Source organism: Acinetobacter sp. YH12106, assembly GCF_013418995.1.
Classification (GTDB): domain Bacteria; phylum Pseudomonadota; class Gammaproteobacteria; order Pseudomonadales; family Moraxellaceae; genus Acinetobacter; species Acinetobacter pseudolwoffii.
The window spans coordinates 48,383-61,076 of the sequence record NZ_VPAV01000004.1 but is presented as its reverse complement, the minus strand read 5'-3'; the positions used below and the strand labels follow the sequence as shown (position 1 = coordinate 61,076).

Below are 12,694 nucleotides of genomic sequence, written 5' to 3'. Positions count from 1 at the left end.
CACGGAATTGGAAAATTTAAAGAATAGTTTTCTTATCACTTATTCTAGGTTTAGACTATTCAAAATGGTTGTTTTTTGTTATCACTTAAAAAAATGGGAACTTCTTCTAACCAGTTCAAAGTTTTACTGGATATGAGGAAGGTAGCAGCACTCTTAGCTATGGTATTTTTACGTAACAAACGTATAATTTTAATATAGCAATTAAAAAAATTTGATTTATAGGCATTTATAGCATGACAGCATTACAGGGGTCGCCAAGATTTACCGGATTTATTCGTCGTTTGGTCGAGGAAGGCGTCATCTCGGCTGAAGATATGCGCAGTGCTTTAGCACATGCCAAGCAAGAAAAAATAGATATTGTGGCGGAGCTGATTAACCAGCAACAGCTCTCCCCAACCGTTATTGCTGAAACGATTTCAGTCGAATTTGGTGAGCCGCTGTTTGATATCAGTGCCTATGATCCTGCGCAAATTTTGCGGGATATCATTGATGAGAAGCTGATTACCAAGCATCGCATCCTGCCAATTTTTAAAAATTCCAGTATTTTATATATTGCTATCAGTAATCCGACCAATATTGAAGCGATTGATGCCGTTCGCTTTTCAACCAAGCTCAATATTGAAACCATTATTGTTGAACACAATAAACTGGAAAAACTGATCGAGCAGAATTTTACCGAAGAAAGCACTTTTGAGTTTGATGAAGACTTTGATCTGGATGTAGATTTCGATTCATCTGATCCGAGTAAAGAAGAAGATGAAAAAGACAAAGGTGAAGAAGAAGCACCGATTGTCAAATATATCAATAAATTATTAATCGATGCGATTCGTATGGGTGCTTCGGATCTGCATTTTGAACCTTATGAAAAAATCTACCGGGTTCGTTATCGGGTCGATGGGGTATTACGCCAAATTGCAACACCGCCGCTGCAGTTGGCAACCCGCCTGTCTTCACGTTTAAAAGTCATGTCGCAAATGGACATTTCTGAAAAACGTGTTCCTCAGGATGGCCGTATCAAGCTGAAACTCTCAAAGAACAAAGCCATTGATTTCCGTGTCAACTCATTACCGACCCTGTTTGGCGAAAAACTGGTACTGCGTATTCTAGATCCATCTAGCGCGATGCTGGGGATCGATGCACTCGGTTATGAACCGGAACAAAAAGAACTGTTTATGCAGGCGCTGGATAAACCGCAAGGCATGCTGCTGATTACCGGGCCAACGGGTTCTGGTAAAACGGTTTCACTTTATACCGGTTTGAACATCCTGAATCGTGAAGATACCAATATTTCCACCGCGGAAGATCCGGTCGAGATCAACCTGCAAGGAATTAACCAGGTCAACGTCAACAATAAAGTCGGCCTGACCTTCTCTGCTGCCTTGAAGTCATTCTTACGCCAAGATCCAGATATCGTGATGGTCGGTGAGATCCGGGATCTGGAAACTGCAGAAATTGCCATTAAAGCGGCACAGACCGGTCATATGGTGATGTCAACGCTGCATACCAACAGTGCGCCTGAGACCCTGACCCGTTTACGCAATATGGGCGTGCCGTCTTTTAATATTGCCACTTCAGTGAATCTGGTTATTGCACAACGACTGGCACGTCGCCTGTGTTCACAATGTAAAAAACCTGCCGACATTCCACAGCAGAGTTTATTGGAAATGGGCTTTACCGAAGCAGATCTCCAGCAACCAGAGTTCCAGATCTATGAGCCGGTGGGTTGCAATGAGTGTCGCGAAGGCTATAAGGGTCGTGTAGGTGTTTATGAAGTCATGAAAGTGACGCCTGAAATTTCTAGAATTATTATGGAAGATGGCAATGCACTTGAAATTGCCGATGCTTCTGCCCGTGCAGGTTTTAACAATTTACGCCGATCAGGTTTAATCAAGGTGATGCAGGGGGTGACTTCTTTACAGGAAGTCAATCGTGTCACCAGCGAATGATCGTGCGCTGATCTAAAATAAGGATAAAGGTATGGCAGCAGTAAAGAAAGGCCAGATGATGCCGATCTTCAGCTATGAAGGAATTGATCGTAAAGGGGTAAAGATCAAGGGGGAATTGCCGGCGCGCAACATGGCACTGGCCAAAGTGACGCTCAGAAAACAGGGCATCAGTATCAAGACCATTCGGGAAAAGAAAAAAAACATTCTCGAAGGCTTAATGAAAAAACGTGTCAGCACACTGGATATTACGATTTTCACCCGACAGCTCGCGACCATGATGAAAGCCGGCGTACCTTTAGTACAAGGCTTTGAAATTGTTGCAGAGGGTCTGGAGAATCCAGCCATGCGTGAAGTCGTTCTGGGGATTAAAGGTGAGGTGGAAGGTGGTAATACCTTTGCCGGTGCACTGCGTAAATACCCGCAATACTTCGATAAACTATTTTGTTCACTGGTCGAATCGGGTGAACAATCCGGTGCGCTAGAAACCATGCTGGATCGGGTCGCGATCTACAAGGAAAAAAGTGAACTGCTCAAGCAAAAAATTAAAAAAGCCATGAAGTACCCGGCTGCGGTGGTCGTGGTCGCGCTGATTGTCACGATTATTCTAATGGTAAAAGTGGTCCCGGTTTTCCAGGATTTATTCTCTTCATTTGGTGCTGACTTACCGGCTTTTACCAAAATGGTAGTCAATATGTCGGAATGGATGCAAAAATATTGGTTCCTGCTCATTATTGCCATTGGGGCCATCATTACGGCTTTTCTGGAAGCAAAAAAACGCAGTAAAAAATTCCGCGATTTTCTGGATAAAGCAGCACTTAAAGCACCGATTTTCGGTGATCTGGTGTATAAAGCGATTATTGCCCGTTATAGCCGTACCTTGGCCACCACTTTTGCAGCCGGTGTACCCTTGATTGATGCACTGGAATCCACTGCTGGCGCAACCAATAACGTGGTGTATGAAGATGCCGTCATGAAAATCCGCGAAGATGTTGCCACTGGTCAGCAATTACAGTTTGCCATGCGGGTGACCAACAAGTTTCCATCTATGGCCGTGCAAATGGTCGCCATTGGTGAGGAATCCGGTGCGTTAGATGCCATGCTGGATAAAGTTGCTACCCATTATGAAAATGAAGTCGACAATGCCGTAGACGGTCTCACTTCCATGATGGAGCCCTTGATCATGGCTGTTCTCGGTGTACTTGTCGGTGGTCTGGTGATTGCCATGTACCTTCCAATCTTCCAAATGGGTTCTGTGGTTTAATGCAAGATCTTATTCAATATTTCATTCAAAACCCAACAGCGCTGTATAGCGCAGTTGGGCTTTTTAGTCTCTGCATTGGTAGTTTCTTAAATGTGGTGATTTATCGCACTCCCAAGATGATGGAGCAGGAATGGCGTACCGATTGCCAAATGTTCCTGCATCCGGAACAGCCAATTATTGATGAGACCAAATTAAGTTTAAGCAAACCCGATTCGACTTGCCCCAAATGTCATCAGCCAATCCGCTGGTACCAGAATATTCCCGTCATCAGCTGGCTGGTCTTGCGCGGCAAGTGCGGCAACTGTCAAAATCCCATCAGTACCCGCTATCCATTTATTGAGCTTCTGACCGCGGCCTGTGCGCTGATGGTGGTGGCTGTTTTTGGTCCGACTGTCCAGATGTTATTTGGCCTGATTCTGACTTATGTCTTAATTGCACTGACCTTTATTGATTTTGACACCCAGTTATTGCCGGACCGTTATACCCTACCCCTGGCCGCGCTGGGTCTGGGCGTCAATAGTTATGCCCTCTATACCTCACCGAGTTCTGCCATCTGGGGCTATATCATTGGCTTCCTGTGTTTGTGGGTGGTGTATTATGTCTTTAAAATTGTCACTGGCAAGGAAGGTATGGGCTATGGCGATTTTAAATTGCTTGCCGCCTTGGGTGCCTGGATGGGGCCTTTGCTATTACCATTAATTGTGCTCCTTTCTTCTTTAGTGGGTGCGATTATCGGGATTATCCTGCTGAAAGTCCGTAAGGAAAATCAGCCTTTTGCCTTTGGTCCCTATATCGCGATTGCCGGCTGGATTGCTTTTCTGTGGGGTGAGCAGATTATGAAAGTGTATTTAGGTCAATAAAGTGAAATTTATACTTGGATTAACCGGCGGGATTGGTAGTGGCAAGTCTGCTGCCAGTCAATGGTTTGAAGCACAAGGCATTGTCGTGGTCGATGCCGATGTGGTGGCACGTGAAGTGGTCGAAATTGGACAACCGGCACTGGCCCAGATTGAGCAGGCTTTTGGGGATTGGGTACTGCTTGAAGATGGTTCACTGAATCGTCGTGCCTTGCGCGAATATATTTTCCAGTCTCCTGAAGCACGTAAAACCCTGGAAAATATTACTCATCCAGCAATTCGCACCTCGATTATTCAGCAGTTAGATGCTGCGCAAAGTTCCTATGCCATTCTGGTTTCACCGCTCCTGTTTGAGACCAATCAACATGAGCTCACTCAGCATCGCTTACTGATTGATGCCACAATCGAATTGCAAATTGAACGTGCCTCACAACGTGATGTTCAAAATATTGAGCAAATCCGAAACATTATTGCCGCACAAATGCCACGTGAACAGAAACAGGCCATGGCTGATGATATTGTGCTGAATGATGGTCATCTGGATCATCTTTATGCCCATCTCCGCCCATTGCATGAAAAATATTTAAACATGGCAGCTGCCTGAGGTATAAAAAAAGCAGTCCGATTAAGACTGCTTTTTCTGTGCTGCAAGTTGTGCTTCTAAACTATCTTTACGGCCAATCCAGCGCCAAGGCTGTAAGGCCCCAATTGCCATCCCCACCAAGCCACAAATCATCGCCAGGCTCAGCGCTTCATTTAATAAAGGCACCGCCAGAATCGCAGCAATAAATGGTGCAAGATTGGTAATGCTACCGGCTTTAAATGCACCAAGACGCTTGATTGCTTCGACATAGCTTAAAGTGGCAATAATTACCACAAAAACCCCATGAAAGATGGTTTGAAACAATAAATGCTGGGGTTCTGGCACACTCAAATTTTTGGGTAAAAACAGTAGATAAACAGGTACGTAAACCACTGCTGACCAGATCGCGACACCGCTCATTGCCTGCCATGCAGTTAACTGATATTTCCGCAATAACACGGTAAAAATTGCCCAGAGTATTGCACTGATAAAAAACAGCCCATCCCCTGCCCCGAATGCCACTCCGGTTTCCTGATACATCAACAGACTCATGATACAGAGCACCGCAATCATAATAATCAGGCTGGCCCAGGTATGCTTATCAAAAGCCTGCCCCATCAGGAAAAAAGCCATGATGGCAGTACAAATCGGAATACAGCCATTCAAGAAAATCGCGGCATGGGCGGTAGGCGCATAATGAAAGGCGCTATAGGCAAACAGACAGTAAATTACTCCGCCAATCATGGCCAGAATAAAGGGTTCTTTTTTCAGTAAAAAAGCCGCCTCCTTGCGATAGAGCAAGATCGGCATCAGAATCAGAAAAGCCAGAGAAAACCGCAGAGCCACGATATCCCAGGCACTGATGTTCCAAAGCGCATTCAGACGGGCGGTTAAAGTAAAACCGCCCCAGATACACATAGTCGTCAGTAGAAAGACATAGCCTTGCGTACGGTCTGACAATGCCATCATCAATTAAAGGTTACGCTGACGGCAGGCTTCATACAGTGCCATACCTGTAGCCACACTGACATTCAGACTTTGCAGATTACCTGCCATCGGAATATACACGGTCTGATCACATTGGCTTTGCGTAATTGGACGTAAGCCGGTATCTTCCGCGCCCATCACTACACAAACCCCGGTACCGGTGAAATCAAAATTCTGGATCGGCAGCGCTTTTTCATCCAGCATAGTTCCGACAACTCGAACATTAAAATCTTCTTTGATTTGACCCAAAGTACGCGCCAGATTGGTCACCTGAATAAATTTGACTTTGTCAGCACCACCGGCAGCCACTTTACGTGCAGTCGGAGTCAAGCTTGCAGAACGATCACGTGGTGCAATCACCGCCTCAACACCCATCGCAGCGGCGGTACGCACACATGCGCCGAGGTTGTGTGGATCGGTAATATGATCAAGGGCCAATAACAAGGCTTGCGGATTTGTACTCAATAATGTCTCAAGATCTTTTTCATTCAAGACCGGATGGGCACGAACGGCTGCTACAACACCCTGATGAAAGGGTTGACCGGCCAATTTTTCCAGTTTGTCACGGCTGGCTTGCTGCACACTGATGCCAAACGGTTCAGCCAGTTCCAGTACACGTTTTAAACGCTGATCATCGCGTCCTTTGAGAGTGAATAATGTCAAGACACGTTCAGGCTCAAGCTCTAACAATGACTCCACTGAATGTACGCCATAAAAATATTCAGGTTTTGCCATGAACGACCTCTAAATTAAATTTATATATAAAAGAAAAATCCCGTAAAGCTGACTTCACAGGATTTCTATAGAATGATTAGTTTAACCGATTCGCACTGAAATTTCTTGCCCGGTTTGCACTGATCTTGCGCTGTACTTAACCTTCAAAATGGCAGACATAGTCCAGCACATCATCGGTTTCGATTTTAAAACGGCTATTACCCGGCACATAGAAGGACTGGCCTGCACGGAACAGCTCACTTTCTTCGCTATCTCCGATCTGAACACGACATTCACCTGAAACAATTTCCATGCGCTCAGGCACATGCGTTTCAAAGGTTAAGGCATTTTCTGATGGTAAAATGACCCCCAAAGTCTTTTTGGTGCCATCTTCAAATTGAACAATATGGCTGATACATAAACCGCCGAAATATACATTTGATTTTTTAAGTACAGATACATGATCAAACTGAGCTGACATGCGATTTCTCCAGATAAAGCATTTTGTAATATTTTGATTGCTGTAGTTTAAATGTGCACTCTCAACTAATCAATCGAAGTTTGTCCGCAGCGGTGAAATATTCTATCTCGCCTGAATGCCTGTTGCGAAAGGGGTATTCTGGCCGCTTGTTTACTGGCTTGATGGTATATTCAGCCCGCCAGATTTGGTTTCTAGCTTAAACTTTGACAATGTCAAAACTATGAAAACAAGCAGTGAATTTGCCGGCTTTTGAGTCAGCTTCTTTCGAAAATACAGTGAAATAAGCATATATGAATCGCTAAAATTTAAGATAGAATGAAATTGATTCATCCTGATTTATAATCACAGCCGTGTTGTGACCCCAATCCAACATCAGGCTATTTCACTCAAACTTTTCGCAGCCCGGATGCGTTTATGCTGACACATTTAACTCTGATCAATTTTGCTTTAGCTGAGCACCTTGCTATTGATATTGATAAAGGTTTTAACGTTTTAACCGGTGAAACCGGTGCAGGTAAATCCCTCTTGTTAGATGCCTTGTCTGCCTGTCTGGGTGAGCGAACCGATACCAATTATGTGCGTTATGGTACGGAAAAGGCGGATGTCACCGCCAGCTTCAGCTATCAGGAACACAGTCCTGAAGCAGCCTGGTTGAAAGAGCATGAGCTGGATGATGAATCAGGTGAAATTCATTTACGACGGGTAATTTTTGCTACCGGCCGCAGCAAGGCCTGGATCAATGGACGCCCGAGCAGCCTGTCAGAGTTGAAAGAAATTGGGCGTCTGCTGGTTCAACTTTATAGCCAGCATAGCCAGCAGCAACTACTCGAACCCCCTTATCCGAAGCATTGGCTGGATCGTTATTATCATTTTTATGCGCCGGCGCAAGCGGTACGGGATGCTTACAGTACCTGGCAGAAAAATATTCGTCAGCATCAGGCAGCGCTAGATGCACAAGCGACCCGTAAGCAACGCATGGAAACCTTGGAACTGCAGCTAGAAGAACTGGAAGACATTGTTCAGACGGATTATCAGGAGATTGAACAGGAATTTGACCGGCTTTCCCATCATGAAGCGATCATGCAGGACTGTGTCTATAGCCTGAATAGTCTGGATGAAGGCGAACAGAATATTTCCCAAGAACTGGCTTCCATTCTACGTCGCATGGAATCACATGCCGGTCGTAGCGAACAGCTTTCCGGAATTTACACCTCCCTGCTGAATGCCCAAAGCGAACTTGAAGATGCAGCAGCGAATTTACGCCAGTTTATGGATCGGCAGAGTTTTGATCCGGAACGCATGGAAGTACTAAATTCGACTTTAGAAATCTTCCATCGTCTGGCACGTAAATATCGTACCCAGCCAGAATTACTCAAAGAAGAATATGAAGCCTGGCAAACCGAATTAGAACAGCTGCATCAACTGGAAGATCCGGAAACACTGGCTGAACAGGTCGCGGTTTCTTATCAGGAGTTTCTGGATAAAGCCCAACATCTGGATCAGATTCGCCGTGAAGCCGCAGCACCGTTGGCCAAGCAGCTCACTGAGCAGGTCAAACAACTGGCATTGCCTGAAGCACATTTTGAGTTTAAGTTTGAGCCTTTGGAGCATCCCTCTAGTGAAGGTCTCAGCTTTATTCAATTGCTGTTTACTGCCAATAAAGGCATTCCGGCACAGCCTTTGGCCCGGGTTGCATCAGGCGGTGAACTCTCGCGTATTGCGCTAGTGATGCAAGTCATGAATGCGGAAAAAACCGAAGCTGAAGTGCTGGTCTTTGATGAAATTGATGTCGGGATTAGTGGTGGTACCGCAGAGATTGTCGGGCGTTTACTGGCCGATCTGGCCCAGCATGTACAGATTCTGTGTATTACCCATCAGGCACAAGTGGCAGCACAATCTGATCAGCATCTACTGGTAAAAAAACAGCAGACTGATCCTGCCAGCAGCACAATCATTGACCTTGAGGAAAATGAAATTATTCAGGAGCTTGCAAGAATGACAGGCGGTGTAGAGATTAGTGAAACCACCTTGCAACATGCCCGCCAGTTACGTCAGCTGAAATTTCAGCAGGCTTGAGCTACTTGTAAAGCGACACATAAAAAATCCCTGCATTTAGGTCAGAGATTTTTTATGTGTTAAAAATCATTCGAACTAATATTAACTTACCATTTTACAGGTTGATCGCTTGAACCTGGCGTCATTTCATAGCCCGGTGATGAATCATAAGATTGACCAGTCTGCGACTGTACAGGCTGTAATTTTAAGCCCTGTAAAATTTCCGGGTTTAAGCCCTGAGCAATTTTATCCGCCGTACTGTCATTTAAACTATTGGTCAGAATATTCTGTGTCATTAAATTAGACAGAGTTCGATTGAAAGTGCCCGCTGCTACCACTTTACTGGTATTGGCTTCAATGACACGCCAGCTTAAACGCACTTGTTCAGCGCCGGCATTCAAACCATACATTTGCTGATGGCTGGCACTAGACAGATCATTAATTCGTCCCACCAGTAAATAGTCTGCTCCAACTTTCTGACCGATACGCGCCAGCTCATGCGGTGCACCATCCCAATACAGGAATGCATTTTCAGACTGCATTTCATCCAGATAATGACGATCTACCACACTCAACTGTCCGCTTTGAGCCAGATAATTTCCTAAAGTATCGGATAATTCCTGACTAAACTCATAGGCAGATGTGTCATTGGCCAGTCGGTTATTTTTCTCGGCCATCTGGAATGGCAATACTGCAATCCTGCGCAAATGCTGGTCTTGTACAGTCGATTCAAACTTCACCACATGTGCGCGAACTTTGGCACGGTAATTATTTTTTGCACCCGTCACACTCAGCACCTGAAACTTGGTCACTGAACCTGAACCTTGATTTGCCACACTAAAAACTGGTGAAACTTTACCGTTATAACTCCAGCCCTGATTATTCACCGATACAGAAACAGTCTCTTCATAATTCATTTGGGAAGAAACTGAAGCACCATTTACCGATTGCACAGCAATTAATAAGGCTTCAGAAATCGCCTGGTGTTGAGTTGGACCACTTCCACTGGCTTCTTTAACCACTTCTTTAATGGCTGCAAAGGCCGGAGCGCTCAACAATCCAGACAACAGGCCTGCAAGTAATATTTTTTTCATATTATATTCTTCTACAGTCACTGTGCCAAAAGCACAGTGACCTTCATTGAAATTACAGACCAAAAGTCGAGCGTTTGCCTGCCTTACGGATTTCTTTCTCGCCAGTCCACTCTACGATACCAGTTTGCAGGTTTTGCAATTTAAAAGTGAACTTGTAATACACATCACTCTTGCCACCGGCATTCTTCACAATACTCGACAAGTTGCCATTTAGCATAAATTCGGCACCAATATGACCACCGGCACGTACTGCTGTTGACTGGTTCACCATACCGCTCTGCTTTTGATAAGCTAGCTGCTGTGCCACCGCATTCACCGATTTCATATCAACAAAACGAAATTTTCCAGAATTGATTAGTTTGTTCTGAATACTGTCAGTAATCGATTCGGTATCGATATGTTCCTGGGTTTTGTTATGAATCCGATCAAGGACAATGACCGGACGGCGGTTTTGGGTCATTTGCACCACTGGCGGGAACATCAACATGTCATCCACCATTTTGGCTGCAATCATTTGCAAGTCAGTTGAACCAAAGTCTGTGGTTAAGGTTTCGACTGCTTGGGCATCACCATAACTTACTGAACCAGTAGAGGCACAGCCACTAAGCAGTGTCGTAGTTGCCAATGCGGCGAAAATCAATTTTGCGTTCATTTCAAGTCTCTCTTATTTTTTCAAATACACAACAACATCAACAGCAGATGGATTTGGCGCCAAGGACTGCACACCTTTGGTTTCACGTCCGGTTAACTGGATCGGCTTCCAGATGGCACCTTCAGGATTAACTTCCACACCTTGTGCATCCACCCAAACAATCTTGTAGCTAAAATCTTTATTGTTAAAACGGCGGTTTTTGATCGCGATTGAAGCACGCTTTAAATCACCAACCAAGCTCATATTCACACGTTCCACAAAGACTTCCGTAGTTAATACCGGATTATTGGTAATGGTGCGGATACTCATTTCATTATTGGCATTGGTTTGGGTAGATAAGGCATTCGGTGCGGTACAACCCACCATGAACAGCGCCCCTAAACCAAGTACAGCAAAGCTAAATTGACGTTTCATATTGTTCCCTTATTTATGATTAATGTGGAATGGTGCTTACACTAGCCGTAATTTTGTCATTAACATGATGGGCATAGACAAACACTGTTTGATTGGCTTTCACATCTAGGGTGACCGGAGAGCTAGATACACTCCCGCTAGAAAGTTGTAAATTATGTTTGCCCGGCGTTAAATTTAAGCGCGCAATCTGGGCATTACTCGGCAAGGTACTCCAGCCACGCAAGTCAGCACGCTCAGTCGCCATATTTAAGACGTTACCGGCAAGTTGACCAAACACACCAAACTGGTTACCAAGTTCTTTTTGTGCGGCATATTTTGCAGTGGCGCGCAGCACCTGACTGCTCACATTCGCCATAATTTTTTCTTTGAGGTCCTTGACGGCCAAAGCACCAATATCACTAATCACATAACTGTCTTGTAAAGCTTTATTATTGACTTTCACTTTCAGGCTAGTTGGTATCACATAGGTACTTGGTTCATAGGTCGCAAAAGCAATATTGATTAAACCGCCCGGTGTAGGGACATCAATTTTATTTTCCACCTTTTGCGGTACAATTCCCTGTTCGATAAATACAATCACCGGAACACTGCCCTTTTTATGCTGTGTGACCAGTTGATCCAGACGTTTCACGTCTTCGGAAATTTGCTTATCTGGTTGTAACTCATAAGCTTTCTTATAATCAACCAAGGCATCATTGTATTCACCCAAGGTTTCCCATAAATTGGCTGCCATATAAAAAGCGTAGGCATTCTGATAGCTGTTCTTAATCTTGCCGGCTATGGGGTCCAGACCGACAAAAGCTTCATCCAGCACACTCAGATTCTTCTCTGCTTCCGTGTTTTTAGCTACTTTGTCTTTTTTCTTTTCTAGTTCTTTTTGGTGTGCCAATTCGATTTCACGCTGGAGGCCCTGAGCCACGCGCATTTCTACCGCAGCAGCTTCCAGATCCTTTAAGAAAATATAGTTTTTAGCTTGGGAAATATGCGCCAGCACCTGCTCATGTGCTGGTACCAGATAAGGCACTACAGAGTCATTGCTGACCATGGCAAGAGCCTTAAACCCCATTCGGGACACACTAATTTTGGCCCGATTTTTTTGTTTTTCTAACAGCGTAAAGGCTTGCTTATAATAATCTCGGCTTTCTTCATATTGATGGTTAACTTGTAATAAGCGGGCTTGTTCAAGTAAATATAAAACTCCATCCTTTGAATCAGCTTTGTCCTTAAACTGAGTAATGAGGTTTTCAGATAAAGCGCTATTCAAATGACTACGGAAAAAACTACCTTCTTCATTATAACTACTAAATACTGCTGCCTGTGAAGTGACCGACACAGAAAATAGCGCAGAAATTAAAGTCCCTTTTAAAATATGATGCATAACAACCCCATTAAAAAAATAAATTAAAGATGAAAATTTCTGCATTCTACGAACAAAGCAATATGGTTTCAATATGTATATTTTGTATAACAATTGAAATATTCTGTACAATATATCGCAAATTTATTACATAAATAAACAAATATTATAGTTTGTTATCTAATATTGACCATTTTTTAATCACTAGAAACTATGTATCGAAATATAGTTAGAGCTTAATTAATGAGCTGAGATTGTAATAACTTGCCTTTAGTTTTCAGATAAATTCTATT

At 44.1% G+C, this 12,694-nt stretch carries 12 protein-coding genes; 5 read left to right on the top strand and 7 right to left on the bottom strand.

The genetic code is table 11. From position 1 onward, the window contains the following. Positions 1–233: 233 nt before the first annotated feature. The 4 genes from pilB to coaE are packed head-to-tail and all read left to right on the top strand — an operon-like array spanning position 234 to position 4,668. Positions 234–1,946, top strand: coding sequence for a type IV-A pilus assembly ATPase PilB (gene pilB, locus FTU45_RS05485; protein WP_005094394.1), 1,713 nt, complete (start codon positions 234–236; stop codon positions 1,944–1,946). Between the two features lie 31 nt (positions 1,947–1,977). Then, positions 1,978–3,207, top strand: coding sequence for a type II secretion system F family protein (locus FTU45_RS05480; protein WP_159138537.1), 1,230 nt, complete (start codon positions 1,978–1,980; stop codon positions 3,205–3,207). Beyond that, positions 3,207–4,067 (top strand): A24 family peptidase, encoded by an 861-nt coding sequence (locus FTU45_RS05475; RefSeq protein ID WP_180076078.1) that lies wholly within the window; start codon positions 3,207–3,209, stop codon positions 4,065–4,067. The genes FTU45_RS05480 and FTU45_RS05475 overlap by 1 nt, the downstream gene beginning before the upstream one ends. Position 4,068: 1 nt before the next feature. Next, positions 4,069–4,668, top strand: coding sequence for a dephospho-CoA kinase (gene coaE / locus FTU45_RS05470; protein ID WP_180076077.1), 600 nt, complete (start codon positions 4,069–4,071; stop codon positions 4,666–4,668). A gap of 21 nt (positions 4,669–4,689) precedes the next feature. On the opposite strand, the gene FTU45_RS05465 is transcribed toward coaE, so the two are convergent. From FTU45_RS05465 to FTU45_RS05455, 3 genes are all read right to left on the bottom strand, one after another. Next, complete coding sequence (locus FTU45_RS05465; RefSeq protein ID WP_005094400.1) at positions 4,690–5,613, bottom strand: DMT family transporter; 924 nt, start codon at positions 5,611–5,613, stop codon at positions 4,690–4,692. 6 nt (positions 5,614–5,619) lie between these two features. Further along, complete coding sequence (gene rlmB / locus FTU45_RS05460) at positions 5,620–6,369, bottom strand: 23S rRNA (guanosine(2251)-2'-O)-methyltransferase RlmB (RefSeq protein WP_180076076.1); 750 nt, start codon at positions 6,367–6,369, stop codon at positions 5,620–5,622. Positions 6,370–6,505: 136 nt separating this feature from the next. Next, positions 6,506–6,829: a pyrimidine/purine nucleoside phosphorylase gene (locus FTU45_RS05455; RefSeq protein ID WP_004281089.1), complete on the bottom strand. Its 324-nt coding sequence runs from the start codon at positions 6,827–6,829 to the stop codon at positions 6,506–6,508. 414 nt (positions 6,830–7,243) lie between these two features. Here FTU45_RS05455 and recN point away from each other — a divergent pair, with 414 nt between their 5' ends. After that, positions 7,244–8,905 carry a DNA repair protein RecN gene (gene recN, locus FTU45_RS05450; protein ID WP_180076075.1) on the top strand — a complete coding sequence of 554 codons (1,662 nt, stop codon included), beginning with the start codon at positions 7,244–7,246 and terminating at the stop codon, positions 8,903–8,905. An 86-nt stretch (positions 8,906–8,991) separates the two neighbouring features. Here the strand turns inward: recN and FTU45_RS05445 are convergent, their stop codons facing one another. The 4 genes from FTU45_RS05445 to FTU45_RS05430 are packed head-to-tail and all read right to left on the bottom strand — an operon-like array spanning position 8,992 to position 12,422. Then, a complete protein-coding gene (locus FTU45_RS05445) occupies positions 8,992–9,978 on the bottom strand; it encodes a CsgG/HfaB family protein (protein ID WP_005108477.1) in 987 nt (328 codons plus the stop codon). Between the two features lie 52 nt (positions 9,979–10,030). After that, positions 10,031–10,630, bottom strand: coding sequence for a penicillin-binding protein activator LpoB (gene lpoB / locus FTU45_RS05440; protein WP_005108476.1), 600 nt, complete (start codon positions 10,628–10,630; stop codon positions 10,031–10,033). A 12-nt stretch (positions 10,631–10,642) separates the two neighbouring features. Further along, positions 10,643–11,044 (bottom strand): YcfL family protein, encoded by a 402-nt coding sequence (locus FTU45_RS05435; RefSeq protein ID WP_005248406.1) that lies wholly within the window; start codon positions 11,042–11,044, stop codon positions 10,643–10,645. Positions 11,045–11,063: 19 nt separating this feature from the next. Continuing rightward, positions 11,064–12,422: a COG3014 family protein gene (locus tag FTU45_RS05430; protein ID WP_180037278.1), complete on the bottom strand. Its 1,359-nt coding sequence runs from the start codon at positions 12,420–12,422 to the stop codon at positions 11,064–11,066. Between the last annotated feature and the right edge of the window lie 272 nt (positions 12,423–12,694).

Coding starts and splice junctions, on each gene's coding strand:
- pilB (WP_005094394.1), top strand. CDS start 234: ATGACAGCATTACAGGGGTCGCCAAGATTTACCGGATTTATTCGTCGT.
- FTU45_RS05480 (WP_159138537.1), top strand. CDS start 1,978: ATGGCAGCAGTAAAGAAAGGCCAGATGATGCCGATCTTCAGCTATGAA.
- FTU45_RS05475 (WP_180076078.1), top strand. CDS start 3,207: ATGCAAGATCTTATTCAATATTTCATTCAAAACCCAACAGCGCTGTAT.
- FTU45_RS05465 (WP_005094400.1), bottom strand. CDS start 5,613: ATGGCATTGTCAGACCGTACGCAAGGCTATGTCTTTCTACTGACGACT.
- rlmB (WP_180076076.1), bottom strand. CDS start 6,369: ATGGCAAAACCTGAATATTTTTATGGCGTACATTCAGTGGAGTCATTG.
- FTU45_RS05455 (WP_004281089.1), bottom strand. CDS start 6,829: ATGTCAGCTCAGTTTGATCATGTATCTGTACTTAAAAAATCAAATGTA.
- recN (WP_180076075.1), top strand. CDS start 7,244: ATGCTGACACATTTAACTCTGATCAATTTTGCTTTAGCTGAGCACCTT.
- FTU45_RS05445 (WP_005108477.1), bottom strand. CDS start 9,978: ATGAAAAAAATATTACTTGCAGGCCTGTTGTCTGGATTGTTGAGCGCT.
- lpoB (WP_005108476.1), bottom strand. CDS start 10,630: ATGAACGCAAAATTGATTTTCGCCGCATTGGCAACTACGACACTGCTT.
- FTU45_RS05435 (WP_005248406.1), bottom strand. CDS start 11,044: ATGAAACGTCAATTTAGCTTTGCTGTACTTGGTTTAGGGGCGCTGTTC.
- FTU45_RS05430 (WP_180037278.1), bottom strand. CDS start 12,422: ATGCATCATATTTTAAAAGGGACTTTAATTTCTGCGCTATTTTCTGTG.